24 protein-coding genes are annotated in these 25098 nt (G+C 66.6%); 14 read left to right on the forward strand and 10 right to left on the reverse strand.

Annotated features, from left to right (window positions below; translation table 11 throughout):
- Nucleotides 1-18: 18 nt before the first annotated feature.
- Nucleotides 19-984: a PDR/VanB family oxidoreductase gene (locus V9L21_RS12565; protein ID WP_337312538.1), complete on the reverse strand. Its 966-nt coding sequence runs from the start codon at nt 982-984 to the stop codon at nt 19-21.
- The gene (locus V9L21_RS12570; protein WP_337312276.1) at nt 984-2243 is read right to left on the reverse strand and encodes a dienelactone hydrolase family protein; all 1260 of its coding nucleotides are present in this window, start codon (nt 2241-2243) and stop codon (nt 984-986) included. The genes V9L21_RS12565 and V9L21_RS12570 overlap by 1 nt, the downstream gene beginning before the upstream one ends.
- Nucleotides 2244-2442: 199 nt before the next feature.
- Here V9L21_RS12570 and V9L21_RS12575 point away from each other — a divergent pair, with 199 nt between their 5' ends.
- Nucleotides 2443-3636 (forward strand): ABC transporter substrate-binding protein, encoded by a 1194-nt coding sequence (locus V9L21_RS12575; protein ID WP_337312279.1) that lies wholly within the window; start codon nt 2443-2445, stop codon nt 3634-3636.
- A 13-nt stretch (nt 3637-3649) separates the two neighbouring features.
- On the opposite strand, the gene V9L21_RS12580 is transcribed toward V9L21_RS12575, so the two are convergent.
- The 3 genes from V9L21_RS12580 to V9L21_RS12590 form a co-directional block, all read right to left on the reverse strand.
- Complete coding sequence (locus V9L21_RS12580; RefSeq protein ID WP_337312281.1) at nt 3650-4678, reverse strand: AraC family transcriptional regulator; 1029 nt, start codon at nt 4676-4678, stop codon at nt 3650-3652.
- Nucleotides 4679-4854: 176 nt separating this feature from the next.
- Nucleotides 4855-5094: a hypothetical protein gene (locus V9L21_RS12585; RefSeq protein WP_126745835.1), complete on the reverse strand. Its 240-nt coding sequence runs from the start codon at nt 5092-5094 to the stop codon at nt 4855-4857.
- Between the two features lie 25 nt (nt 5095-5119).
- Nucleotides 5120-5380, reverse strand: coding sequence for a hypothetical protein (locus V9L21_RS12590; protein ID WP_337312283.1), 261 nt, complete (start codon nt 5378-5380; stop codon nt 5120-5122).
- Nucleotides 5381-5665: 285 nt separating this feature from the next.
- On the opposite strand from V9L21_RS12590, the gene V9L21_RS12595 reads away from it, so the two are divergent.
- The 10 genes from V9L21_RS12595 to V9L21_RS12640 all read left to right on the forward strand — a co-directional run bounded on the left by V9L21_RS12595 (nt 5666) and on the right by V9L21_RS12640 (nt 17178).
- The gene (locus tag V9L21_RS12595; RefSeq protein ID WP_337312285.1) at nt 5666-6067 is read left to right on the forward strand and encodes a type IV pilin protein; all 402 of its coding nucleotides are present in this window, start codon (nt 5666-5668) and stop codon (nt 6065-6067) included.
- Complete coding sequence (locus V9L21_RS12600) at nt 6067-6651, forward strand: pilus assembly protein (protein ID WP_337312287.1); 585 nt, start codon at nt 6067-6069, stop codon at nt 6649-6651. The genes V9L21_RS12595 and V9L21_RS12600 overlap by 1 nt, the downstream gene beginning before the upstream one ends.
- Nucleotides 6648-7811, forward strand: coding sequence for a PilW family protein (locus V9L21_RS12605; RefSeq protein ID WP_337312289.1), 1164 nt, complete (start codon nt 6648-6650; stop codon nt 7809-7811). The genes V9L21_RS12600 and V9L21_RS12605 overlap by 4 nt, the downstream gene beginning before the upstream one ends.
- A gap of 2 nt (nt 7812-7813) precedes the next feature.
- Complete coding sequence (locus V9L21_RS12610) at nt 7814-8365, forward strand: pilus assembly PilX family protein (RefSeq protein ID WP_337312291.1); 552 nt, start codon at nt 7814-7816, stop codon at nt 8363-8365.
- A 46-nt stretch (nt 8366-8411) separates the two neighbouring features.
- Nucleotides 8412-11489, forward strand: a complete 3078-nt coding sequence (locus V9L21_RS12615; RefSeq protein ID WP_337312293.1) for a pilus assembly protein — start codon at nt 8412-8414, stop codon at nt 11487-11489.
- Between the two features lie 31 nt (nt 11490-11520).
- On the forward strand, nt 11521-12015 hold the full coding sequence (locus tag V9L21_RS12620) for a GspH/FimT family pseudopilin (RefSeq protein WP_337312295.1): 495 nt from the start codon (nt 11521-11523) through the stop codon (nt 12013-12015).
- A 117-nt stretch (nt 12016-12132) separates the two neighbouring features.
- Nucleotides 12133-12975: a DUF6502 family protein gene (locus V9L21_RS12625; RefSeq protein WP_337312297.1), complete on the forward strand. Its 843-nt coding sequence runs from the start codon at nt 12133-12135 to the stop codon at nt 12973-12975.
- On the forward strand, nt 12972-14351 hold the full coding sequence (locus tag V9L21_RS12630; RefSeq protein ID WP_337312299.1) for a DUF5666 domain-containing protein: 1380 nt from the start codon (nt 12972-12974) through the stop codon (nt 14349-14351). Before V9L21_RS12625 ends, V9L21_RS12630 begins: the two co-directional genes overlap by 4 nt.
- Nucleotides 14352-14527: 176 nt before the next feature.
- A complete protein-coding gene (locus V9L21_RS12635) occupies nt 14528-14773 on the forward strand; it encodes a BON domain-containing protein (RefSeq protein ID WP_337312301.1) in 246 nt (81 codons plus the stop codon).
- 35 nt (nt 14774-14808) lie between these two features.
- Nucleotides 14809-17178 (forward strand): phosphoketolase family protein, encoded by a 2370-nt coding sequence (locus V9L21_RS12640; protein ID WP_337312303.1) that lies wholly within the window; start codon nt 14809-14811, stop codon nt 17176-17178.
- A gap of 22 nt (nt 17179-17200) precedes the next feature.
- Here the strand turns inward: V9L21_RS12640 and V9L21_RS12645 are convergent, their stop codons facing one another.
- Nucleotides 17201-18196 (reverse strand): AraC family transcriptional regulator, encoded by a 996-nt coding sequence (locus tag V9L21_RS12645; protein WP_337312305.1) that lies wholly within the window; start codon nt 18194-18196, stop codon nt 17201-17203.
- Between the two features lie 224 nt (nt 18197-18420).
- On the opposite strand from V9L21_RS12645, the gene V9L21_RS12650 reads away from it, so the two are divergent.
- Nucleotides 18421-19470 (forward strand): aldo/keto reductase, encoded by a 1050-nt coding sequence (locus V9L21_RS12650; RefSeq protein WP_337312307.1) that lies wholly within the window; start codon nt 18421-18423, stop codon nt 19468-19470.
- Between the two features lie 13 nt (nt 19471-19483).
- Here the strand turns inward: V9L21_RS12650 and bioD are convergent, their stop codons facing one another.
- The 4 genes from bioD to V9L21_RS12670 form a co-directional block, all read right to left on the reverse strand.
- Complete coding sequence (gene bioD / locus V9L21_RS12655; RefSeq protein ID WP_337312309.1) at nt 19484-20206, reverse strand: dethiobiotin synthase; 723 nt, start codon at nt 20204-20206, stop codon at nt 19484-19486.
- Nucleotides 20203-21435, reverse strand: coding sequence for an 8-amino-7-oxononanoate synthase (locus V9L21_RS12660; protein WP_337312311.1), 1233 nt, complete (start codon nt 21433-21435; stop codon nt 20203-20205). The genes bioD and V9L21_RS12660 overlap by 4 nt, the downstream gene beginning before the upstream one ends.
- Nucleotides 21419-22816, reverse strand: coding sequence for an adenosylmethionine--8-amino-7-oxononanoate transaminase (gene bioA / locus V9L21_RS12665; RefSeq protein WP_337312313.1), 1398 nt, complete (start codon nt 22814-22816; stop codon nt 21419-21421). Before bioA ends, V9L21_RS12660 begins: the two co-directional genes overlap by 17 nt.
- A gap of 319 nt (nt 22817-23135) precedes the next feature.
- Nucleotides 23136-23996 (reverse strand): NmrA family NAD(P)-binding protein, encoded by an 861-nt coding sequence (locus tag V9L21_RS12670; RefSeq protein WP_337312315.1) that lies wholly within the window; start codon nt 23994-23996, stop codon nt 23136-23138.
- A gap of 174 nt (nt 23997-24170) precedes the next feature.
- Between V9L21_RS12670 and V9L21_RS12675 the strand changes: the two genes are divergently transcribed.
- The gene (locus V9L21_RS12675) at nt 24171-24359 is read left to right on the forward strand and encodes a hypothetical protein (protein WP_258506406.1); all 189 of its coding nucleotides are present in this window, start codon (nt 24171-24173) and stop codon (nt 24357-24359) included.
- A gap of 42 nt (nt 24360-24401) precedes the next feature.
- Nucleotides 24402-25097 carry a UdgX family uracil-DNA binding protein gene (locus tag V9L21_RS12680; RefSeq protein WP_337312317.1) on the forward strand — a complete coding sequence of 232 codons (696 nt, stop codon included), beginning with the start codon at nt 24402-24404 and terminating at the stop codon, nt 25095-25097.
- The last annotated feature ends 1 nt before the right edge of the window (nt 25098 follow it).

The following is a 25098-nucleotide window of genomic DNA, read 5'->3' on the forward strand; positions in this document are numbered from 1 at the left end:
TCTCCTGAAATGTGGTGGTCAGATGTCGAGCACCAGGTGCGGCGTCTTCGCGCGGGACACGCAGATGCAGATAGTCCGGCCCTCGGCTTTCTCTCGGGCGCTCAGGTTGTGGTCGCGGTGGTCGGGAACGCCCTCTTCCACTGCAACGGCGCACACGCCGCAGTCGCCCTGCCGGCAGTCGTACAAAGGGTCCAGCCCGGCAGAGATCAGCACGTCGAGCAGGCTCTGGTGGGCGGACACGGTCAGCGTTTTGCCCGAACGCAGCGTGCGCACTTCGAAAGGCGTGTCGCCCTCTTGCTCCAGCGCACCGGCAAAGAGTTCGCAGTGCACGTGGTCGCCGGGCCAGCCGAGGTCTCGGGCCAGGTCGACCGCGGCCTGCACCATGCCCTTGGGTCCGCACACATGAAGGTGACGCCCGGATTGCGGCCCGGAAAGCGCAGCGCGCAGGTCGAGGCCACGTGCAAGGTCGCCGCCGTCATGAACGACGGCGGCGCCCAGTGCGCGCGCTTCTTCCAGATAGGCGGTGTGCCCCGCACTTCGCGTGGCATAGAAAAATTCGAACGCGCGCCCTTCGGCGGCCAGCGCCCGCGCCATGCACAGCAGCGGCGTGATGCCGATGCCGCCAGCGATCAGGAGCGGCGGCACGCTGCCCGCACGCAGCGCAAAGTCGTTGCGCGGCGGCTGCGCCGTCAGCACGGCGCCGGGCGTCAACCCATGCATCCAAGCAGAGCCACCCGAGCCTTGCGGCTCATGCAGCACCGCAATTTCGTAGCTGCGGCCCTCCGCATGCGGCGCCACCAGCGAGTAGGCGCGCTGGCCGATGCGCCCGTTGGGCTGGACGACTTGCACGCCCAGATGCGCGCCGGGCGTGTATGGCGGCAAGGCACTGCCATTTGCGCTCCGCAGCACGAAGGCCTTGATGGCGGGCGTGAGCGGCTTCACCGCTTCCACCACCAGTTCGAGCATCTCCGAATCGCCCGCCATCATCCCAGCGGCAGCGCAGGATCGGCGATGGTCAGGCTGGCCGACTTTTGCCAGCGCGGCATGAGCGTGTTCGAAGGCAGGTGCTCGTCCACCAGCTTGCGCGCCGTCTCCACGCCTGCCACCGGCAAGCCCTTTGAATCGAGCAGGCCAATTTGCACCAGCACGCTGGCCTGGTCCCAATAGATGTGCTCGTGATAGAGCTTGTCGCCGCGAAACTTGACGATGGCAACGAGCGGAATTTCAACCGCCTTGCCGGTGGGCGCAATGCCCGGCAGCATCCAGTCGATCTCCACCGTGTGGGTGAAGCAGAAAAGCATCTCGTCGACGATCTGCGTGGCGCCCACAGTGCGCGAGATGGGGGTGAGCCGCGTATCCGGCGGCGTGGTGGGGATGAAGTGGTGCTTGTAGAAGCGCGAGAGCTCCTTGGCTCCTACCCCACCGGTCATGGTGGGAATGTGATTGACATAGGGCTCGCTCACCATCGTGCCCATGGTGGCGACCACGTCGCGCGTCGCGAACTCGTATTCGCAGTGCTTGTCCCAGAGCGCAGACAGGTCGTAGACCGGGCCGATGGCGTCCTTGAACAGCGCCATGGAGCGCTGGTGGGCCATGAGCGTCGAGGGCTTGTCGAAATGCTCGCCGCCGGTGCGTGCGAATGCGTGGTCCACGCCGGGGTACACATACATCTGCGCGCCGGGCTTGCCTGCAAAGGCTTCGAGCACCTGGTTGCGCGCCTCGGCCGGGCAGAACTTGTCGAGCTCCGCGAAGTGCAGCGCAATGGGGCATTCGATTTTGGACAGCACGTCCAGGTCTGCCTCGATGCCGACGCCGTAGTAGCCCACCGCCGCGTCCACACCCGAGTGCGCGGCCGCAAGGTACGCGAGCTTTCCGCCGAGGCAAAAGCCCAGCGCGCCGACCTTGCCGGTGCATGCCGGGTGCGCGCGCAGCGCCTTCACGCTGGCCGTGATGTCCGAAACGCCGGCGGCCACATCGAACTTTTGAAAAAAGCCGAAGGCGCGCTGCCAGTCTTCGGGCGAATAGCCGAGTTCGACATTCGGTTCCATGCGCCAGAACAGGTCGGGCGCGAGCACCACGTAGCCCTCTTCGGCGTAAAGGTCGGCCACCTCGCGCACGTAGTCGTTGATGCCGAAGATCTCCTGGCACAGCACGATGCCGGGGCCTTGCCCCGAGGGCGGCAATGCAAGGTAGCCACGAAAGGTCGGGCCGTCGGCGGCTGCGATGTCGATGTATTGGCTCATGGGGCGAGTCTCCGAAGTGGTGGGGTTCGGCGGACGATTCTGTGGAGCGGCCCGCGCGCTGTCTGTCCACTTCTTGCAGGCGCATGCCGCGCGAAAAGTGGATAGCCCGCCGCTCGCGTGCCGTGGAGACTCGGCCCCCGCGCACACATACCTTTGTTGCAACCCACGCCATCCGAATCACCCCCTGAGGAGATCCTTCATGTCGCAGGCAAGAATCACAACCGCCGTCGCTTTGCTGGCGCTCGCCGTCACGGCCGCTTTCGCACCGCAGGCCCAGGCGCAAACCGTCAAGGTCGGCCTGGCAATGGACCTCTCCGGCCCGTTTGCCGTGGGCGGCGCCGAGGCCAAGGCCGGCTTCGCGGTAGCGATGAAGCAACTGGGCGGCAAGCTCGGCGGCGTGCCGGTGGAGTTTGTCGAGGCGGACACAGGCGGCAGCCCCGACCTGGCCCGGCAGGTGGTCGAGCGCATGCTGCTGCGCGACAAGATCGACCTGTTCACCGGCCCCATCGGCTCGACGGTCGCACTGGCCGTGGGAGCACCGCTCTTCGCGGCCAAGGTGCCCTATCTCTCGAGCAACACCGGCCCGAGCGACTACTCGGGGGCCAGGTGCAACCCGTATTTCTTCGGTGCGTCTTACCAGAACGATGCGTACCACGAAGCAGCGGGCAAGTTCGCTTCGGACAAGGGCTTCAAGAAGGTTGCGCTCATCGCGCCGAGCTACCCTGGCGGCAAGGATGCAATCACCGGCTTCAAGCGCGACTTCAAGGGCGCGGTGAGCGACGAGCTCTACACCAAGCTTGGCCAGCTCGACTACTCCGCCGAAATTGCGCAGATCCGCGCGGCGAGGCCCGATGCGCTCTATTTCTTTCTGCCGGGCGCCATGGGCGTGAGCTTCATCAAGCAGTTTGTCGGCGCCGGCCTGTCGAAAGACGTGGCGCTGATCTCGACCGCCTTCTCGGCCGACGAAGACATGATTCCCGCCGTGGGCGAGCCGATGCTCGGGCTCTTCAACACCGCGCATTGGTCATACGACCTCGACAACCCGGCAAACAAGCGCTTCGTGGCGGATTTCCGGGAGCAGAACAACGGGCGCAACCCGTCTTTCTATGCGGGCCAGGCGTATGACGTGCTCATGGCGATGGACGCGGCAGTGCGGGACGTGGGCGGCAAGGTGGCCGACCGGCCGGCGCTGCTGAAAGCGATCAAGGCCGCCAGGTACAAGTCGGTGCGCGGCGACTTCAGCTACGGCGCCAACAACTTTCCCATTCAGAACTACTACCTGCGCGTGATCGGCAAGGACGCGAGCGGGCGCATCGCCAACAAGGTGATCGGCACGGTGCTGCAGAACTACCAGGACAGCTCGTCCGCCAAGTGCACGATGAAGCCGGCCTGACGAAGCCGGAGGTCTAGTGCCGCGCCGGCTCTCGCGAAGTCTCGCGCGGAAGCCGGCCAAAGCGCTCGCGGTAGCAGGCGGCGAAACGGCTCAGGTGCGAGAAGCCGCAGCTGAAGGCGACCTCGGTCACGCTGGCGCCGTCGTGCCGCGCCAACTGGGCGTGCGCGGCATCGAGCCGCATGTTGCGCAGCACTTCCATGGGTGAAAGATCGCGGTAGCGCCGAAACAGCAGGCCGAGCGCGCGCCGCGACACGCCTGCGGCCTCTGCCACCTCTTCCAGCGAAAGCGGCGCATCGAGCCGGCTGCGCATGAATTCTTCGGCAAGCCGCAGCTGCCGCATGCTGGCCGCCTCCGACCCGAGCCGCAGCGCGTCGTGCTGCCGCCGCACCGAATTGGGCCTGTGGCACAGCAGATAGAGCATGAGGTTGTCTTCGTAGTGGGCCAGCCAGCGCGGGTCATACGGCTCGTGGCCGTCCGCGGGGAGCAGCGATGCGAGGCCGGCCACCATGCGGCACCACTGGGTGCCCGCGGCATCGTCGAGCCGGAGCGGCAGCTCGAAGTCGATTTCACCGATTTCTGCCGCGGCCCCTGCACCGCCCGCGGGCCTTGCGGCAAACGTTCGGCGTGCCACGTCCTGCAGACGGGCAAGGTCGATCTTGAGCATCAGTTGCTCGCAGTCCGCGTGCCAGCGCAGCCGCACGGGTTTGTGCGCGGACACCACTGCGCCCTGGCCGGGATGGATCTGCACGGTCTGGCCGCCGGTATGTACTTCGGCATGGCCGCGCAGCGGCATCTGGACCAGCACGAAATTGCCCAGCGTGTCGGGCTCGATGTCGACATCGCAGCCGTAGCGCAGGATGCACAGCGACAGTGCACTGAGTTCTGCCCGGCAGAAGACCGCATCGACATTGCCGCGGCCCCAGGTGCTCCGGTGCGCCTTCAGCTCATGGGTCACGAGCGCGTGGGTTTCGTCCGCCTCGCGCGATCGGAAGATCTCGCGCCCATACAGGGTGGAAAGCTGCTGGCTCGACCATGCGTCCACGAACACTCCTCGGGGGCCAAAAGTAGTGAGAGCTGTCTCTGCCGCTGGGGGCAGGAGCGCAATCTACCGCCCGAGGCCGGGTCCTGCCATGGGGATTGCCCCGGGCGGCATGCACCGGCGTGCAAGAAGCTTGCCCGGCGGTTCGCCGCTTTTGTTCGTGGCCTGGTTCCGGCCGACTAGGTCTGCTTGCCGCCGGTCTCTTCCGCTTTTTCCTTGTCCTTGTCCTGCTGCGCCTTCGGCAGCTTGACCTTGGTTACGGTCACCGAAACCGGGTCGCTGGCGGGAAAGGATTCCTCGACGCCGCTGTCCAGGGCCTCTTCGCTGGGCGCCTGCTCGACCGGCTTGGCCGGCTCGACCGCGGGCTTGCCGTGGTTCTTGGATGTGGGAAAGGGGAAAGCTTTTTCCGAAGTCGTCATGAGGGCTCCTCGGCCATGCAAGCCGCTAGGGCTTGCGCGGCTCCTTGTTGGTTTCCGACCGGAGGTCTTCCCGCAGCCCGTAGGCGGCGGAACCGTCGTGGCGCGATGCCTCCACGTTCTTGCGCTTGCTCGCCATGCGCTCGGCGGGGGCCGGTGCCGAGTCTTGTTCTCCGGCGGCCGAAGAACTGCTGGTGAACTTTTCTCCTGCGCCGATGTTGTCTACCCCGCCGCTGGTGGTGGGCCGGGATCCGTCGCCCGAGCCGAGATTTCCGGGTTCTCTGTTCATTTCGTTCGACTCCTGCTCGCTCGAGGAGCAAAGTGGCAATGAATCGATTCTGGGAACTGCAGCCAGCGCGGACGTAGGACGACGCCAGCGTCCATCAGTCGGAAGCATCCTCGCCTCGGCACTCTTTTCAAAGTGTTGAATGTGTCGGTGCTTCGTATGTGCCGGTACACAACACGTGTCCCGCGGACACCAAATAGTCCGGTCCATAGGCGCACTATTTAACGTTCGGATGTGATAAATTCACATTTACATACAATCTGACACATCATTACCTTGGCCAGCTGAATGAAAAAGCTCTCGTTTTCGCGCCGGCGCAATGGCTTCACATTGATCGAGGTAATGATCACGGTGGCGATCGTCGCGATCCTGGCTTCCATTGCGGTACCCAGCTACAACCGTTACGTGATCCGCGCCAAGCGCTCCGCCGCCCAGGCGCAGATGATGGAGATTGCCAACCGGCAGCAGCAGTTCCTGCTGGCCAACCGCAGCTACGCCGACAAGACGACACTGACGGCCAGCGGCTACGCGCTGCCTGCGGACATTGCGGCCAACTACGACTACACGATCACCGTCACGACCGAGATTCCAGGCTTTGTCCTGACTTTCGATTCAAGAGGCGCCCAGGCGTCCGACGGCGACCTCACCCTCGACAACCAGGGCGCGAAAACGCCGGCCGACAAATGGTGATGACGCGTCCGACCACCGAACGCGCCGGCACGGAAGGCGGCGCCACACTGATCGAAGTGCTGGTCACTCTGCTGATCGTCGCATTCGGCCTGTTCGGGCTCGTGGGCCTGCAGGCGCGGCTCCAGTCGTCCGAGATGGAGTCTTACCAGCGCTCGCAGGCGCTGATCCTGCTCAACGACATGGCCAGCCGCATTGCAATCAATCGCCGCATGGCCTCCAGCTACGTCACTGCTTCGCCGCTGGGCGCCGGCATCGCCTGCCCCACCGGCACGGGCTCGCGCCAGCAGATCGACGCCATGGAGTGGTGCAACTCGCTGCAAGGCGCGGCCGAAACCTCGGGCAACACCAAGCTCGGCGCAATGATCGGCGGGCGCGGCTGCGTGGAGGACCTGGGCAACAACGAATACCTGATTACCGTCGCCTGGCAGGGCCTGGTGCCCATTGCCGCACCGCCGGAAGGCGTGGCCTGCGGCAAGGACGCGTACGACGTGGCACCCACCGCAACAACGCCAAGCCCCCCGTGCACCGCCGACAGGTGCCGCCGGACCGTGACGACGCTGGTTCGCATCGGGACGCTTTCATGATGCGCGCACGCCCGGCAGGCACAACTCGCCAAATTGCCCGTGCCCTGGAGCGTCAGCGCGGCCTGACGCTGATCGAACTGATGGTGTCCATCACGATCATGCTGATCGTGCTGGCGGCGCTGATTGCGCTGTTCCTCAATGTGAACAACACGCAGCGCGAAATGGTCAAGGTCAACCGCCAGATCGAGGGCGGCCGCCTCAGCGTCTTTGTGCTCGAGAACGAAATCACGCACGCCGGCTTCTGGGAAAACTACATGCCGGAGTTCGACGACCTCACGGTTTCGGGCGTGCCCGCGAAGGTGCCGACCGGCAATGCGCCCGATCCGTGCCTGCCCTATTCGGCGGCTAGCTGGACTGAAGACTACAAGCGCAGCCTGCTCGACATGCCCGTGCAGGCCTACGACGCCGTGCCGGCCAGTTGCGCCGGCCTGCTGACGAACAAGAAAGCCGACACCGACGTGCTGGTGGTGCGCCACGCTGAAACCTGCATCGCCGGCATGCCGAATTGCGAAGCCGACACGCTCGGCAAGCTGTACTTCCAGTCGTCTTTCTGCGGCACGCAGAAGCCCTCGGATTTCGACCTCACCACGGCCGGCTTTGCCACCATGATGAGCAAGAACTGCACGACGCCCTCGCCCAAGCGCAAGTTCATCTCCGACATCTACTACGTGCGCGACTACGCCGAAACAGTAGGCGACGGCATCCCGACCCTGGCGCGTTCGCGCTTCGATCTCTCGGCGACGGGCCTGGCGCAGCAGCCGCCCGTGCCTCTCATCGAAGGCGTCGAGGGCTTCCGCGTGGAACTGGGCCTCGACACGCTGGGCAAGACCGGCGCGGCCGTGAACTACACCCAGGCCATTTCATGGGCCGACGCGGCCGTGAGGTCCACCCCCACCAACCGCGGCGACGGAAGCCCCGACGGCAACTTCGTTCATTGCAGCACGGCTTCGCCCTGCACCGCCGACCAGCTGATCAACGTGGCGGCCGTCAAGCTCTACGTGGTGGCGCGCAGCATCGAGGTGTCTCCAGGCCACAGCGACACGCGCACCTACAACCTCGGCAGCGCAACGCTCGGCCCCTTCAACGACCGGTACAAGCGGCATGCCTTCACCACCGCGATCCGCATGACCAACGTGACCGGCCGCAGGGAAACGCCGTGAAGATGCGATCCACAATCTCCAGGCGCCGGCAAGGCGGCGCGGCGCTGATCGTCGGGCTGATCATGCTGGTGCTGATCACCCTTGCCGTCACGGCCGGGTTCACGCTCAGCAACACCAACCTCAAGTCGGTGGGCAACATGCAGAACCGCAACGAGGCGGTGGCCGCGGCCAACCGTGCCATCGAGGAAGTGGCCTCCTCCCTGCTGCTGCCGGGCGTGGACGGCTCGCCTTCGCTGGCCATGCCCCAGGGCACCCAGAGCCGGGTGGACATCAACAACGACGGCACCACCGACTACACCGTGGACATCGCCCCCCCCACCTGCGTGCGCGCGACCAAGTCGACCGACACGGGAGGCGGCACTGCGGGCCCAGGCGGCATCGGCGGAAATTCATCCACCAGCGGCTCCGGGCTCAACGCCCTGCCCGACCAATACAACACGGTGTGGGACATCAGCACCAGCGTGACCGACACCGCAAGCGGCACGGTCACTGCGGTACGCCAGGGCGTGCGGGCGCTCCTGACCAAAGAGCAATTCGAAGCGCTGTGCTCGTAGCCAGCCCTGTCCTGCGAATGATCACGACGATGAACGGATCGACATCATGAAAAAGAACTTCTTCCGGCCGCTCTGGGCCGCCGCGCTGCTGATGTTCGGCCTTTCCGCGGCGCAGGCGGAGGACATCGATCTTTTCGTCGGCTACAACCAGACCGTGACGGACGCGCCCAACGTGCTGTTCGTGCTGGACAACACGGCCAACTGGAACCAGCCCTTCACCGCCGAGATCAATGCGCTGGCCAGCGCCTTCGAAAGCCTGCCGGTAGGCAAGTTCAAGGTCGGCGTGATGCTGTTCAGCGAAACGGGCGGCGGCAATTCGAACATCGACGGCGCCTACCTGCGTGCCGGCGTGCGCTTGATGGACGAAGACAACAGGCGCAAGTACGGCGCGCTGATCCGCAGCCTCGACAAGCTCGACGACAAGTCCAATGGCGGCAAGGCCGGCAAGATGATGGCCGAGGTGTACCGCTATCTGGCAAGTGGCGCGCCCATGGGCGGCAACAACAAGGCCAAGGCCGACTACACAGGCAATGTCTTCGGTACCGCGGCGTCCAAGGCGATCTACGCGCTGCCGGACAATCCGCTGGCGGCCATCAACAGCAGCACCTATACCGGCCCCAACACCACCAACTGCATCGGCACCTACGTCATCTACATCAGCAACGGCGCCGCGCAAGACAACAACAGCGACACCACCACCTCCACCAATGCACTGCGTGCGGCTGGAGGCACCACCACCATGATTCCGCTGAGCCCGAGCGGCTCGCAGGACAACGTGGCCGACGAATGGGCCAAGTTCCTGCAAACCAGCATGGGCGTGAAGGTCTACACCGTCGAAGCGGCCAAGGCCACCGGCGGCCAGGGGCCGGGCTGGAGTGCACTGCTCAACAGCATGGCCAACCAGAGCAAGGGCGAGTACTACGACCTCAGCGAGAAAGTCGACCTGGGCCTGGCGCTCAAGGAGGCGCTGGACGACATCTTCAGCAAGATCCAGTCCGTCAATAGCGTGTTCTCGTCGGTAAGCCTGCCCGTGAGCGTGAACACGCAGGGTACCTACCTGAACCAGGTGTTCGTGGGCATGTTCCGGCCTGACGATTCCGCCTATCCGCGCTGGAACGGCAATCTGAAGCAGTACAAGCTGGGCCTGGATACCAACAACCAGCTGATCCTGCAGGACGCAGCCGGCAGCAACGCCATCAACAACCAGACCGGCTTCATCGCGCCCTGCGCGCGAAGTTTCTGGACACCCGCGCCAAGCACCACCGATGCCTATTGGAGCTTCCGGCCTTCCGGCGATTGCCTTGGCAAGGAGGCAGCCGAAAGCCCGGACGGCAACGTGGTGGAAAAAGGCGCGCAAGGCTACATGCTGCGGCAGGTGCCCACGGCCGACCGCAACGTGAAGACCTGCGCGGCGGACGACTGCTCGATCCTGACGAGCTTTGCCACCGGCAACACGGCCGGCATTACCAAAGAGGCGCTTGGCGTGCCAACCGACGCCGAGCGCACCGCGCTGATCGAATGGCTACGCGGCCTGGACAACAAGGGTGACGAGCGCCGCGCCGCCGACGGCACGCCGCTCACCTCCACCACGGCCATGCGACCGTCGGTGCACGGCGACGTGGTGCACTCGCGTCCGGTGGCCATCAACTACGGCAGCGACAGCGAGCCGCAGGTGGTGGTGTTCTATGGCGCCAACGACGGCATGCTGCGCGCCGTCAACGGCAACCAGAGCGCCGCCATCGGCGCCGCGGCGCCCGGCAGCGAGATGTGGTCCTTCGTGCCGCCGGAGTTCTACGGCAGCATCAAGCGGCTGTACGACAACACCAAGCGGATCAACTTTCCCGGCGTGCCGGTCAGCGTTGGCGCCACCGCCCCCAAGCCCTACGGCATGGACGGCGCCATGGCAGCCTATCGCCAGGGCAACGAAGCCTGGCTCTACGCGAGCATGCGCCGCGGCGGCCGCCTGGTCTATGCCTTCGATGTGTCGGACCCCGCCTCGCCCATTCTGAAGTGGCGCAGGGGTTGCCCGAACCAGGACGACGACGTCGGCTGCGACACGGGTGCAAACGACATGACAGGCATCGGCCAGACCTGGTCGGCGCCGAAGATCGTCAAGTCGGCCGGCTACGGTTCGGGCAACTCACCCATGGTGATGTTCGGCGGCGGCTACGACAAGTGCGAAGACGTCGACACCACCGCTGCGGCCCAGGCCTGCGGCGCGGGAGCCAAGGGCAACAGGATCTACGTGCTCGACGCCAGCACCGGCAACGTGCTGAAGACCTTCACCACCGACCGCGGGGTCACGGGCGAAGTCACGGTCGTGAACGACAGTGCGGGCCTGGCCAAGATCGCCTATGCGGCCGACCTGGGCGGCAACGTCTACCGCATTGCCATCGGCGCTGCCGCGCCGGGCAGCTGGACGATGACCAAGATCGCCTCGCTCGGCTGCGACGTTGCGAGCACCACCTGCACGCCCAACCGCAAGTTCATGTTCGGCCCCGACGTGGTCGAAGACAACGGCATGAACGTGCTGCTGCTGGGTTCGGGCGACCGCGAAAAGCCGCTGCGCTCCTACACCGCCGCGCTCAGCGTCTCCAACCGCTTCTACATGATGGTGGACAAGCCTGCCGACGCAGCCTGGCTCACCGACGAGTCCGGCAACTGCGACGGCAGTTCGCTCCTGTGCCACGGCTCGCTGCTCGCCATTACGGGCACCGATGAGCCTTCGCCCACCGCCCTGGCGGCCAAGAAGGGCTGGTACCTGGTGCTCGCACCGGGTGAGCAGGTGGTGACCTCGTCGGTGACCGCCTATGGCAACACCACCTTCAACACCCACACGCCCACCGATCCGTCGGTGCGCCAATCGTGCCGCGCCGACCTGGGCACAGCCAACGTCTACAACCTGGCCTACCTGAACGCCGGCGCGCAAGGCGCACGGTTCCAGAACGTGGTCGGCGGCGGCCTTGCGCCCTCGCCCGTGGTGGGCCGCGTGATGGTGAATGGCAGCTTCCGCGACGTGGTGATCGGCGCCAATCCCGACTCGTTCCTAAGCCCCAAGGGTGCCGCGGTCAAAACCGCCTTCACGCAGCCCAAGGGCCGCGTCTACTGGTTCATCCAGAAGTAAAAGGGTGCGCAAGGTGCAGACAACCGCCGGCATGCGAACACGTGGCTTCACGCTGGTGGAGCTGATGGTCACCATCATGGTGCTGGTGGTGCTGGTGTCCGTGGCCGTCCCCTCGTTCGACAACATCCGGCTCTCGAGTCGGCTGACTTCCTACGCGACCGATCTGGTGGCCGGCAGCCAGCTGGCGCGCAGCGAAGCCATCAAGCGCAACGCGGCCGTGACGCTCTGCGCCTCGGCCAACGGCACGGCCTGCGCCACCAACGGCCAATGGGAGGCCGGCTGGATCGTCATCAGCAACGGCGGGCAGGTGATCCAGAAGCAGCCGGCCGCGGCCAGCGGCTACCAGATGCGCGACAGCGGCGGGCTCAGCGCCCTCAGCTTCGACGCCACCGGCGTCGGCGGCACCGCGGCCGACATCACGATCTGCCGCGCCAGCCCCGTGGGCAACCAGGAGCGGGTGGTGAAAATCAGCGCCACCGGGCGTTCATCCATCACCCGAACCAGTGTGGGTACCTGTGGTGCATGAATGAGGTCTTTTTTGTGCGATCCTCGGCGATGCGGACAATAGTGCACTAACGCGGGCTCAAGGGCCCGCCAGTTCACGCCCTGAACCGCGATTGAATCAGTAAAAACGTCTCATTTCATGGAACACCAGCTGGACTGGGCACTTGCCGCATGCGGCCGCATCCTGCGGCCGGTGGTGCGGCTCGCCCTGGCCATGGGGGTGAAGCACCCGCACCTGGAAGTGTTGCTGCGCGACCTGCTGCTGGAGGAAGCCACCCGCTCCTGGCGCAAGCAGGGGGTGGCAAAGCCCAATATCAGCCAGCTGTCGGTCACGACCGGGCTGAACCGCAAGGCCGTGACCTCCAAGGTTCGCGCCCCGGTGGACGCCCTGCCCCACACGGAAATATCGGCCGCGGCCAAGACCTTCACGTTGTGGCTGCAGATGGTGTCGGAAAACCAGGCCTACCAGCGACTCCCGATCACCGCCGACGCCGAGGACACCCCCTCCTTCGAAACCGTGGCGCGGCTCGGCAGCCGCGGCAATGTGCACCATCGCGCCATCCTGGACGAACTGGTGCGCCTGAACATGGCGGCCGAACAGAACGGCTGTGCCGAGCTCAAGGTCGACGGCTTCGTGCCGGTGGACGACCTGCAGGCGATGCTGGCGTTCCTGGGCGACAACGGTCGCGACCACCTGCTGGCCGCGGTGTCCAACACCCTTGGCGAGCAGCCCCGCATGCTGGAGCGCGCGGTATACGCGCGTGGCCTGGGGCTGCAGGATTGCGAGAATATCCATCAACTGGTGCGCGAACGCTGGTCCGCCCTGCACCATGAACTGGCGGGCGAAATGACGCGCGCCGTCGACCGTGCCCCGAGCGGCGCCAAAGGGCGCATCCGGGTCGGCATCTACACTTATTATGAAGACGACGCCGCGCCGCTTGCGCCGGTCGTCGCCCCCAAGAGGGAAGAGAAAACGCCATGAAGAACCACTACCGTTGGGTGCGCGGCATCCTCCTGGCCGGAGCGATGGCCCTGCTGCTCTCGTGCGGCGGCGGTGGCGGCGGCGGAACTTCCGCCAGCGGCGTGGGCTTTGGCGGCAGCGCGGCCGTCGGCGGCGGGAGCGGCGACGGCTCCGCCGGCACGGGCACCGGCGGTACCGGCACAGCGGGCGGATCCGACGGTACGGGCACGGGCGGCACAGGCGGTACGGGCACCGGCGGCGACGGCACGAGCACGGCGGGCAACAGCACCGACGACGGTTCGGGCGTGGGCTCTGGCGGCACCGGCGTGAGCACCGCCGATGCCACGGGCGTAGGCTCCGTGGGCGGCATTGGCAGCATCATCCTGAACGGCGTGCGCTACAACACGGACGCCGCCACCTTCAGCCTCGAAGACACCAGCGAGCTGCAGATCGGCATGAGCGTGCGCATTGCCGGCAAGATCGACAACCAGTTCACCGCGGCCACGGCGCAGCAGGTGGTTTCGGCGGCCGAGTTGCGCGGTGCGGTTTCTTCCATCGACCTTGCAGGCGGCAGCTTTGTGGTGATGGGCACCACAGTCACCACCGACAACGCCACCGTGTGGAGCGGCGGAAACAGCCTGTCGGACCTGATTGCCGCGAGCCAGGTTCAGGTGTGGGGCCTGCCCTCCGTGCCGGGCACCTTGCGCGCCACCCGCGTGGAGCTGAAGCCCGCCTCGGCCGAGCCGCTGGTCACCGGATTCGTGCAGAACCTCGACCGCCTCGGCAGGAGCTTCATGCTCGGACAGATCACGGTGAGGTACAGCGGCGCCCTGTTCTCCGGAGGCATCGATGAGTCCACCCTCGCCGAGGGCGCCATCGTCCGCGTGCGCGGTATCGCGGCGCCGTTTGCGGGCATCTTCAACGCCACCAAGGTGCAAGGCTGGTATGCCATACCAACCCAGAACACCGCGGCGGTGCAGCTCGCGGGCATCGTCGCCAACTACAACGGGCTCAGCGACTTCAAGGTTCTCGGCACGGCGGTCAATGCGTCCAATGCCTTGATCACAGGCGGCTTGGCGTCGTCGATCGGCAACGGCGTCAAGGTCGAACTCGACGGCTTCATGACCAACGGCGTGCTGGTGGTGAAGAAGCTTCGCATACGCAACGTCCCCGGCGTCGGCGGACCGGTCGATTTCACGCTGATCGGTGCCATCGGCGGCTACCAGTCGCCCTCCAACTTCCGGGTGCAAGGCCGCCAGGTGGACGCCGGCCGCCCCGGAACCACGTTCGAAGGCGGAACCATCGTCCAGCTGGCCAACGGCCGCCGCGTGACCGTGGTCGGCGACGCAGTGGAAAACGGCGTGCTCATCGCGAAGCGCGTCTCCTTCACGCCCTGACGGCCTGCCACGCGGCCGCGCCGTCCAGCTGGCCGGCGCCTGCCCAAAAAACGCCCGAGAAAAGCCAGGGGTTGCATTTGCACCTCCGGCTCGATCGCGGCATCCTGTGAGCCGAGCGCGACGAAAAAGAAGAAGAACGGCCCTGTTCGAACAATCTCTTTTTCGAAAGGTTTGGAATGAACCCCGATCTTGAACTCAGGCACGAGGTCTTCGCCCAGCTCAACTGGGACCCGGCGGTGGTGGGATGCGATGTCGACGTGTGCGTGGAAGGCGGTGTGGTCACGTTGCAGGGCAAGCTTGCCAGCGAAGGCCTGAAGACCGCCGTGGAGCGCGCCGTGCGTCGCGCCGAAGGCATCGGCACCATCGTGAACCAGCTGACCACTGTTGATGCGCATCAAGCCGCTTCACCGCCCAAGCCTTGACACTTCGGGTGCCGGCAACCCGAAGAAAGCAGCCCATGCCTCTTACCTCCCCGCCTGCGGCTGAGCAGGACTTTTCGCTTCTCGACGCCTGGTGGCGTGCGGCCAACTACCTGTCCGTGGGCCAGATCTACCTGATGGACAACCCCTTGCTCCGCGAGAAGCTCGAGCTTGCCCACATCAAGCCGCGCCTCCTGGGCCACTGGGGCACCACGCCGGGCCTCAACTTCGTGTACGCGCACATGAACCGGCTCATCAACGCGCGCGAGCTCGATGCCATCTTCATTGCCGGGCCGGGACACGGCGGCCCGGGCGTGGTCGCCAACACCTACCTCGAAGGCACCTACAGCGAGGTGTACCCCCATGTCGGGCAGGACGCCGAGGGCCTGAAGCAACTCTTTACGCAGTTCTCGTTTCCGGGCGGCATTCCGAGCCACGTGGCGCCCGAAACCCCGGGCTCCATCCACGAAGGCGGAGAGCTCGGCTATTCGCTGCTGCATGCCTATGGCGCCGTGTTTGACAACCCCGGCCTGCTCGCCTGCTGCGTGGTGGGCGACGGCGAAGCGGAAACCGGCGCGCTGGCGGCAAGCTGGCATTCGAACAAGTTCCTGAACCCCGCAACCGATGGTGCGGTGCTGCCCATCCTGCATCTCAACGGCTACAAGATTGCCGGCCCCACCGTGCTCGCACGCATCGGCGACGAAGAACTGGCGCAACTGATGAGAGGCTACGGGCACGAGCCGTACTTCGTGGCCGGCGACGACCCCGCGCAGATGCACCGCCTGATGGCGGCGGCGCTCGACAAGGCACTTGATGGCATCCAAGCCATTCAAACCCGCGCGCGGAAAAACGGATTCAGCGAACGGCCGCGCTGGCCGATGATCGTGCTGCGCTCGCCCAAGGGCTGGACCGGGCCTCGCCAGGTGGACGGCGTGCCGGTCGAGGGCACGTTCCGTTCGCACCAGGTGCCGTTGACGGGCTTTTCCGGCAAGCCGGGCCATGTGGCCCTGCTCGAAGACTGGATGCGCAGCTACCGGCCCGAGGAGCTGTTCGACGCCGACGGCGCGTTGCGAGCCGACATTGCCGCCCTGGCACCCAAGGGGGCCAAGCGCATGAGCGCCAGCCCGCACGCCAACGGCGGCCTGCTGCTCACCGACCTGGCGATGCCGCCCTTCCGCGAGCCCGCCGTCGCGGTCGACGCCCCCGGGGCGACGGATGCGGAGGCCACGCGCATGGCGGGCCGCTTCCTGCGCGAGGTGATGCGCCTGAACGCAGCGTCAGGCAACTTCCGCGTGATGGGGCCGGACGAAACTGCCTCGAACCGGCTCGGAGACCTGTTCGACGTGACGGCGCGGACCTCGACCGCCGAGATCCTGCCCGGCGACGAACACGTGTCGCCCGACGGACGCGTGATGGAAGTGCTCAGCGAGCACCTGTGCCAAGGCTGGCTCGAGGGCTACCTGCTCACCGGGCGCCACGGCTTCTTCTCGTGCTACGAGGCGTTCATCCACATCGTCGACTCGATGTTCAACCAGCACGCCAAGTGGCTCAAGGTGACACGCGGCATCGGCTGGCGGCGGCCGATCGCCTCGCTCAACTACCTGCTCACCAGCCACGTCTGGCGGCAGGACCACAACGGTTTCAGCCACCAGGACCCGGGCTTTCTCGACCATGTGGTCAACAAGAAGGCCGAGGTGGTGCGCGTGTACCTGCCGCCCGACGCCAACACCCTGCTCTCGGTGGTCGACCATTGCCTGCGAAGCCGCAACTATGTGAACGTGATCGTGGCTGGCAAGCAGCCCGGCCCGCAGTGGCTGGACATCGATGCCGCGGTGCGCCACTGCACGGTGGGTCTGGGCGTCTGGACCTGGGCCAGCAACGACGAAGGCGCCACGCCCGACGTGGTCATGGCTTGCGCCGGAGACGTGCCCACGCTCGAAACGATGGCCGCGGTCGACCTGCTGCGCACGATGCTGCCGGACCTGAAGGTGCGCGTAGTGAACGTGGTCGACCTGATGGCGCTGCAGTCACCCGATGCGCACCCGCACGGGCTGCCCGATGCGGACTTCGACTCGATCTTCACCACTGGTTGCCCGGTGGTCTTCGCATTCCACGGCTACCCGTCGCTGATCCACCGGCTCACCTACAAGCGCACGAACCACGGCAACTTCCATGTGCACGGCTACCTGGAAGAAGGCACCACCACCACGCCGTTCGACATGACCGTGCTCAACCGGCTGGACCGCTTTCATTTGGCGGCCGACGCCATTGGCCGGGTGGAGCGGTTTCGCAACAGCGCGGGCCATGTGCAGCAACATCTGCGCGACAAGCTGCTGGAGCACCGCGCCTATGTCACCCGCCACGGCAAGGACATGCCCGAGATCGAGAACTGGCGCTGGGCACGCTGAACAGCGCGCCAGCGCCCCGTGCTCAGGCCGCTGCCATGGTCGCGCCGCCCAGCTGCGCGTCGTTCTCGGCGTCGCTGAGCCAGCGCCGCTTGTCGCGCAGCGGCGGCGCGCCGAACATGCGGCCGTACTCGCGGGCAAACTGCGACGGGCTTTCGTAGCCCACGCTGTGCGCGGCGCTCGCCACGTCGGCACCGGCCATCAGCATCTGGCGGCGCGCCTCCTGCAGGCGCAGCTGCTTCTGGTATTGCAGCGGGCTCATGGCCGTGACGGCCTTGAAATGATGGTGGAACGACGACACGCTCATGTGCACCGCGCGCGCCATGTCTTCGATGCGCAGCGACTGCGCATAGTTGACGCGCAGCGCGCTGATGGCCTTGGCAATGCGCTGGGTGTGGCTGTCTTGCAATGCAATCTGCCGCAGCCGCGCGCCCTCGCCGTTCACCAGCAGGCGGTACATGATCTCGCGCTTGATGATCGGCGCCATGATCGGCACGTCCTCGGGTGATTCGACCAGCCGCAGCAGCCGAAGCACCGGCTCCAGCACCGGCATGGCAATGCGGTTGACGTACATGCCGCGCGAGGCGGGCGCGTTGGCCTTGGCGGGCAGCTTCTCGTCGCCGATGAGCTCGCCGATGTCGTCCATTGCCAGCTCCAGCCGCACGCCGAGATAGGGTTCGTTGTCGCTCGTCAGGCGCACCTGGCCGCACACGGGCAGGTCGACCGAGGTCACCAGGTAGTGCATCGGGTCGTACACATAGATGTCGTCGCCCACGATGATCCGCTTGGAGCCCTGGGCAATCAGCCCGAGCGCCGGGCTGGCAAAGGCGTGCTTGGGACCGTCGGGCTTGCTGATGCAGAACACCTGCAGGCCGGCCACCGGTGTTTCCACCGTGCCGTCGCGCCCGCCGGTGATGCGGTTGATCAGCGCCACCAGTTCCTTCCTGGCTTCGTCGAGTTCGGGCTCCAGGGGCATCGGCTGGGCGATGGCGGCAGTGGTTTCGGGTGTTTCGTCGGACATGTTCGGGCCTTGTCGCGGGTTGGATCAACAAAGTCTGCGCCGAGTCTGCGGGCAGCGTGGAGGATCGGGTGGTTCAAAGCTTAGCGCCGCACTCATGAATCTGCACGGACCCGGACATAGGTCTGGAGAAATAGGCAAAGACTTTGCAGAAACGCGCTCGTCGGCCCGGGGGCCGCGGGCGGATACTTTTTGCCGACGCCTCTCCAACGCAAAGGACTCTCTCCATGCAATATCGCAAGTTCGGCCGCACCGGCCTGTTCGTTTCCGAGCTGTGCCTCGGCACCATGACTTTCGGCGGCGCCAGCGGCATCTGGGGCCACATCGGCAACCTGCAGCAGGCCGAGGCGGAAAGCCTGGTCGGCCGGGCGCTGGACGCCGGCATCAATTTCATCGACACCGCCGACGTGTATTCCGAAGGCCTCTCGGAAACCATGACCGGCCAGGCGCTGAAGAACCTCAAGGTGCCGCGCGACAACGTCGTGGTCGCCACCAAGGTTTTCGGCGAAGCCGGCAAAAGCCCCAATGCGGCCGGCGCCTCGCGCTATCACATCATGGACGGCGTGAAGGCCAGCCTGAAGCGCCTGCAGCTGGACCACATCGACCTGTACCAGATCCACGGCTTCGACCCGGTCACGCCGGTGGAAGAAACGGTGCGCGCGCTGGACAACCTGGTGCAGCAAGGCCATGTGCGCTATGTGGGCGTTTCGAACTGGGCCGCCTGGCAGATCATGAAGGCGCTGGGCATTGCCGAGCGCCAGGGCCTCGCCCGCTTCGAATCGCTGCAGGCCTACTACACCATTGCGGGCCGTGACCTGGAGCGCGAGCTGGCGCCCATGCTGCGTAGCGAAAACGTCGGCCTGATGGTCTGGAGCCCGCTGGCGGGCGGCCTGCTCAGCGGCAAGTACGGGCGCAATACCGAAGCCGAGAAAGGCAGCCGCCGCACCACCTTCGACTTTCCACCGGTGAATGTGGAGCGGGCCTACGACTGCATCGACGCGATGCGCGAACTGGCCGAGGCGCGCAAGGTGTCGGTGGCGCAGATCGCGCTGGCATGGCTGCTGCACCAGCAGGTGGTCACCAGCGTGATCGTGGGCGCCAAGCGCGTCGAGCAGCTGGACGACAACATTGCCGCAACGGGCATCCGGCTCTCCGCCGATGAGCTTGCGACGCTCGACAAGGTGAGCGCGCTGCCGTCCGAGTATCCGGGCTGGATGCTCGAACGCCAGGGTGGCGCGCGGGCGAAGCGCCTGGCGGAATCAGGCCAGCGCGGCTGAGCGCCTGGCCGGATCAGGCGAGCGCGGGAGCACGCCGCGCCGGGTAGGCGCCGGTGGCGCGCAATGCCCGCAGATCGAGATGCCGCGCGGCGCTTGCCGCGGACGCCTCCACCAGGTGCGGCACCACGCCGAGCAACGGCGCCCCGAGCCGGCCGCGCAAGGTCTGCAGGTTGGCCTCGGGCGCGAGCATCTCCGGTTCGACGATGCTCGCGACCCAGCCCGCCAGCATGAGGCCGCGTGCGCGGATGGCTTCGGCCGTGAGCAGCGCGTGGTTCAGGCAACCCAGGCGCAGCCCGACCACCAGCACCACTGGCAGGCCCAGCGCCACGGCCAAGTCGGCGCTGTCGAGGTCATCGCAGAACGGCACGCAGAACCCGCCCACGCCTTCGACCACCACCGCGTCGGCACGCGCCGACAACGCCGCAAAGGCCGAGAGCAGCGGCGGCAACTCGATGCGCACGCCCTCCTCCCGCGCCGCCAGGTGCGGCGACATCGGCGCGCGCAGCAGGTACGGGCAACGCAGGGCCAGCGGCGCATCGACGTTGCCTGCGGCGTGCAGCTGCTCGACGTCGTCGTTGCGCCACGCACCATCGACCAGGTCCAGGCCCGCCGCCACCGGCTTCATGCCGACCGCGCGCAGGCCCGAGTCGGCCAGCAAGCTCAGCATCGCGCTGCTGACCAGCGTCTTGCCGACGCCCGTGTCGGTGCCGGTAACGAACCAGCGGCGGGGCGTCATTCGTGCACCTCGAGCTGCTGCGCCAATGCATTGCCCAATGCATCGACCAGCCGAGCCACATCGGATTCGCTGTGGCTGGCCGAGAGCGTGATCCGCAGGCGCGCGGTGCCGGCGGGCACGGTGGGCGGGCGAATGGCGCCGACGCGCAGGCCGCGGGCGTCGAGCTGTGCCATGGTTGCCATCGCGCGCGCGTTGCCGCCGACGATCAGCGGCTGGATCGCGGTGGGCGAATCCGGCAGCCAAGCGCTGTCGTCGGGCGGCAAGATCCCTTCGAGGCCCCGGCGCAACTGGGCGATGCGCGCCTTCAGGCGGCCCCGTCGCGCATCGCCCTCTTCGCCTTCGATCAGCGCGAGGCTCGCAAGCAGCGCATGCGCAATGGCCGGCGGCGCAGCCGTGGTGAAGATGTACGGCCGCGCCCGCTGCACCAGGTAGTCGACCACGGTGGGGTGCGCCGCCACGAACGCGCCCGAAACCCCGGCCGCCTTGCCGAGCGTGCCAATGAGCACCAGTCGCTCCGAGCGCAGGCCTTCCGCCTGCAGCACGCCGCGCCCCGTGGCGCCCAGCACACCGAAGCCGTGCGCGTCGTCCAGCACCAGCCAGGCGTCGTGGCGCTCGGCCAGCGCGAGCAGCCCGGCTACCGGCGCGATGTTGCCGTCCATGCTGAAGACTGCATCGCTCACGATGAGCTTGACGGGCGCATCGCAGGCGCCGAGCTGCGCATCCAGCGCGGCCAGGTCGCAATGCGGATAGCGCTCGACCCGCGCCTTGGCCAGCCGCGCACCGTCGATCAGCGAGGCATGGTTGAGCGACTCCGAAAAAATCACCGCTTCGGCGCCGCCGAGCGCCGACAGCACCGCAAGGTTGGCCATATAGCCCGTGCAGAAGAACAGGCTGCGCGCCTCGGGAATGAAGGGCGCCATCCAGTCGCCGAGCCGCTCTTCCAGCTCCGCATGCGCGCGCGAATGGCCAAGCACCAGGTGCGACCCGCCGCTGCCCGTGCCATACCGCGCCGCTCCTTCGGCCAGTGCAGCGGCCAGCGCCGGGTGCGCTGCCAGCCCCAGGTAGTCGTTGCTGCTGAAGCAGAGCATGGCGCGTGGCGTTTGCGCGCCGGCAAGCGTCAGCATCTGCTCGGGCGCGCAGGCCGTCTCGGCTATCTGCCGGCTGCGACGCAGCGACTGCGCGTCGAGTGCCGCAATCTCGCCCTCCAGGCGTTCAAGCAAGCGCGACATCGCGGCCTCCCTGTTCCGCGTGGCCCGGCACATCAACCGCCCGCAGCGTGGCCAGCGTGGCATCGACCAGCAGGTCGATCTCGCCGTCGCCAATCGCATACGGCGGCATCAGGTACACCGTGGCGCCAATCGGCCGCATCAACAATCCGTTCGCCCGTGCGGCCAAGTGAAAGCGTTCGGCAAACCGGGCGCCGGGCTCGCGCACGTCGAAGGCCGTGATCATTCCGCGCTGGCGCAGGTGATCGACGGGCATGCCGCGCAGGCCTTCGCGCAAGCGGCCGACGAGCCGTTCGGCGCGCGTGCGGTTGCGGCGCAGCGCATCCTCTTGCTCGAACAAATCGAGCGTTGCAATAGCAGCGCGGCAAGCCAGCGCATTGCCGGTGTACGAATGGGAATGCAGAAAGCTGCGCGCCACGTCGTCGTCGACAAAGCCTTCGTAGATTGAATCGCGCGTCATCACCAGCGCCAGCGGCAGGTAGCCGCCGCTGATGCCCTTGGAGAGGCAAAGAAAGTCGGGCCAGATACCGGCCTGCTCGCACGCGAAAAAGCTGCCGGTGCGCCCGCAACCCACTGCGATCTCGTCGGCGATGAGGTGCACGCCGTAGCGGTCGCACAGCGCGCGCACCAGGCGCAGGTATTCGGGGTCGTGCATGGCCATGCCGGTGGCGCATTGCACCAGCGGCTCGACGATCACGGCCGCAATCGACGCATGGCTTTCGGCCAGCAGCGCCTCCAGCTCAGCCGCGGCGCGCCGTGCCACGGCGGCTGCGTCTTCGCCAGGCAGCACTGCCCGTGCGTCAGGCGACGCAACGAGGTGCGCATTCGCGAGCAACGGCGCATACGCGTCGCGAAACACAGGCACATCGGTCACATGCAGCGCGCCCAGCGTTTCGCCGTGGTAGCCGTTGCGCAGCGCGACAAAGTTGCGCTTGCCGCTGCGGCCCGCGTTGCGCCACGCATGAAAGCTCATCTTCAACGCGATCTCCACCGCCGATGCGCCGTCGGAGGCGTAGAAGCAATGGCCGAGCGCATGGCCGGTCAGCGCGGCGAGCCGCTCGGCCAGCTCCACCGCTGGCGCATGCGTGCAGCCCGCGAGCATCACGTGCGAGAGCGTGTCGAGCTGGTCTTTCAGCGCGGCGTTGATGGCCGGGTGCGCGTGGCCGAAGAGATTGACCCACCACGAACTCGTCGCGTCGAGATAGCGGCGACCGTCGTGGTCGTAGAGCCAGACGCCCTCGCCGCGCGCCATCGGCAGCGGCGGCACCGCCTCCAGCCGGATGCTCTGCGTGCACGGATGCCACACGTGGCGCCGGCTGCGCTGTTGCCAGCTCGCGTTTCTTGACGGCGCGGGCGTCGGGTGAGGAGCAATCGTTGGCGGCATCCGCGTAATCCTTTAGGAGCAAGGCGCGGGATCGTATCGGCGCCGATTCGCCTCGGCAAACCGCCGGCTCCGATGCGAGATGCTGCCGGTTTGAGCGGCGTTGACCGACGTAGGTGATGGTTCGAATCAAGCTCGTGCAACACGGCGGCTTCGCGTGCGCAGAACGTGCGAAGGGCCGGACGCAAGTTGTCTTGCAGGCGATAAAGATAGTTGCGGAATATCGAGGGTCCGCCGGTGCACGGTGGTGTTTTCTTGTTATCGGACAGGCCGATGGCCGATTTTGAAAATCAGAAAAATTGGGCCCGGCAGCTTGGCGTTTTCAGCCCTTCTTCACCAGCGCAGAGATGTATTCGCGCAGTGAAGTTGCCCCGCGTTCGGAGCTTTCCGGCTCTTCCTTCGTATCGAGGGTAAGGCGCGTCATGGCCGCGTAAGACCTTGCGCCGGCCTCCGAAAACCCCATCGAACGGAACGCCTGCTCCCACTGGTCCGGCGGCGTCACGATCACCTCCACCGGCCGCCCAAGCGCCTCCGCAAAAGCTCGCGCGACATCGCCCGGCGAGTAGCGCTCGGGTCCCTCGACATAGTGCGGACCGGAAGACCGGGCCTCGCCGCGCATGAGCCGCGCCCCGAACTCGCCAAGGTCGCGCGGCGCCACCATCGGCAGCGTGAAGTCGGGTGGGTACATGCTGTGCAGCTTGCCTTCGCTGCGCGCTGTGTCCAGCGAGGCGTCCCAGTTGCTCATGTAGTAGGCCGCGCGAATCGCGCTCACGGGCACCGGCCGGGCGGCAAGCGCCTGCTCCATCCGGTAGAGCACATCGAGGTCGCCGATGCGGTCGCCAGGCTGCGCACCGTAAGTGGACTCGGCAACGATCTTCTCCAGCGGCAGGCCTTCGATCGCTTCGAGAATGCAATCCAGGCTCCGTTGCTCTTCGGCAGCGGTGTCGGTGGAAGGCGGCGCAGGTGGGTTGAGCAGGAACAGGCGCTTGCCGCCGGCAACCACCTGCCGCAGTGAAGACACGTCGAAAACGTCGGCCTCGGCAATGTTGGCGCCTTGCCTGCGCAGCGCTTCGGCATGCCCGGCGTCACGCGTGACCGCAGTCACCTTCTCGCCTTGCGCAAGCAGCGCAGAAACCAGCGCCGAGCCGACACGCCCGGTCGCGCCCAGGACGATATGCGTCATGCGTGCTCCTTCCAACGGTTGCAAACAGGAAATGCCATGGATCAAAAGCTATTGGCCCGGCGCCGCCGCGGGCGCCCGGCTTGGACGACGCCCGTCGTGGGTCTATTCCCACACCGGCGGCTCCGCGCCGCGCGGAGAAATGCATGTCCACGCATTCTTTTGAAGGAGCAATTCATGTCGAAGACGAACCCCAACACCCCCGATGAACGCGGCTCGCTCCCGCCCGATCACAACAAGGCGGGCAACCAGAGCCCGACACCCCGCAACGAGCCACGCCGCACCGCTGAAAGCCGCCACGACCGCGAAAGCCACGTCGGCAGCAGCAACCAGACCCAGTCGCGGCGAGGCGGCGGCACGCATTGATGGCGGCCGGCTGAACACCACGAACCACACGCCGCCTCGGCCATGTCTCACCGCAACGAAGCCACTGCCGCCCTGAAGGCGCTGAGCATCGCCACCGACGCCTGCCGCGAGTGCCCGCTGGGAGAGCCCGCAACGCAGTCGGTCTTTGGCGAGGGGCCGGTCGGGGCCGTGCTGATGGTGGTGGGCGAGCAGCCCGGCGACAAGGAAGACCTGGTGGGCCGCCCCTTCGTGGGCCCTGCCGGCAAGCTGTTCGACCGCGCCGTGGCCGAGCTCGGCTGGTCGCGCGAGAAGCTCTACGTGACCAATGCGGTGAAGCATTTCAAGTACGAGCTTCGCGGCAAGCGCCGCATCCACAAGACGCCGGGCCAGCGCGAGGCCGAAGCCTGCAGGCATTGGCTCGAAAGCGAAATAGAACTCGTGCAGCCGCGCGCCTTCATTGCCCTGGGCGGCACGGCCGCGCGCTCGCTGCTGGGCCGGCCCGTGGCCGTGATGAAGGAGCGGGGCCAATGGCATGAAGATGCCGCCGGCCACCGCGTGCTGGTGACGCTGCACCCTTCCGCCCTGCTGCGCGGCGACCCCGAGCAACGAGAGGCCGCGTGGGAAGCCTGGCTCAAGGACCTGCGGGTCGCCTCGGAACTGATGAAGAAAACAGCGGCGACAAAGGCTGCCAAGCGTGCAGCCCTCGCGACCCGGCCGGTGCGTGCCCCGCGCAGGACCCGAACGACGGCCGCTGCCTGAC

It is taken from the genome of Variovorax sp. CCNWLW235 (assembly GCF_037204085.1).
Taxonomy (GTDB): Bacteria; Pseudomonadota; Gammaproteobacteria; order Burkholderiales; family Burkholderiaceae_C; genus Variovorax.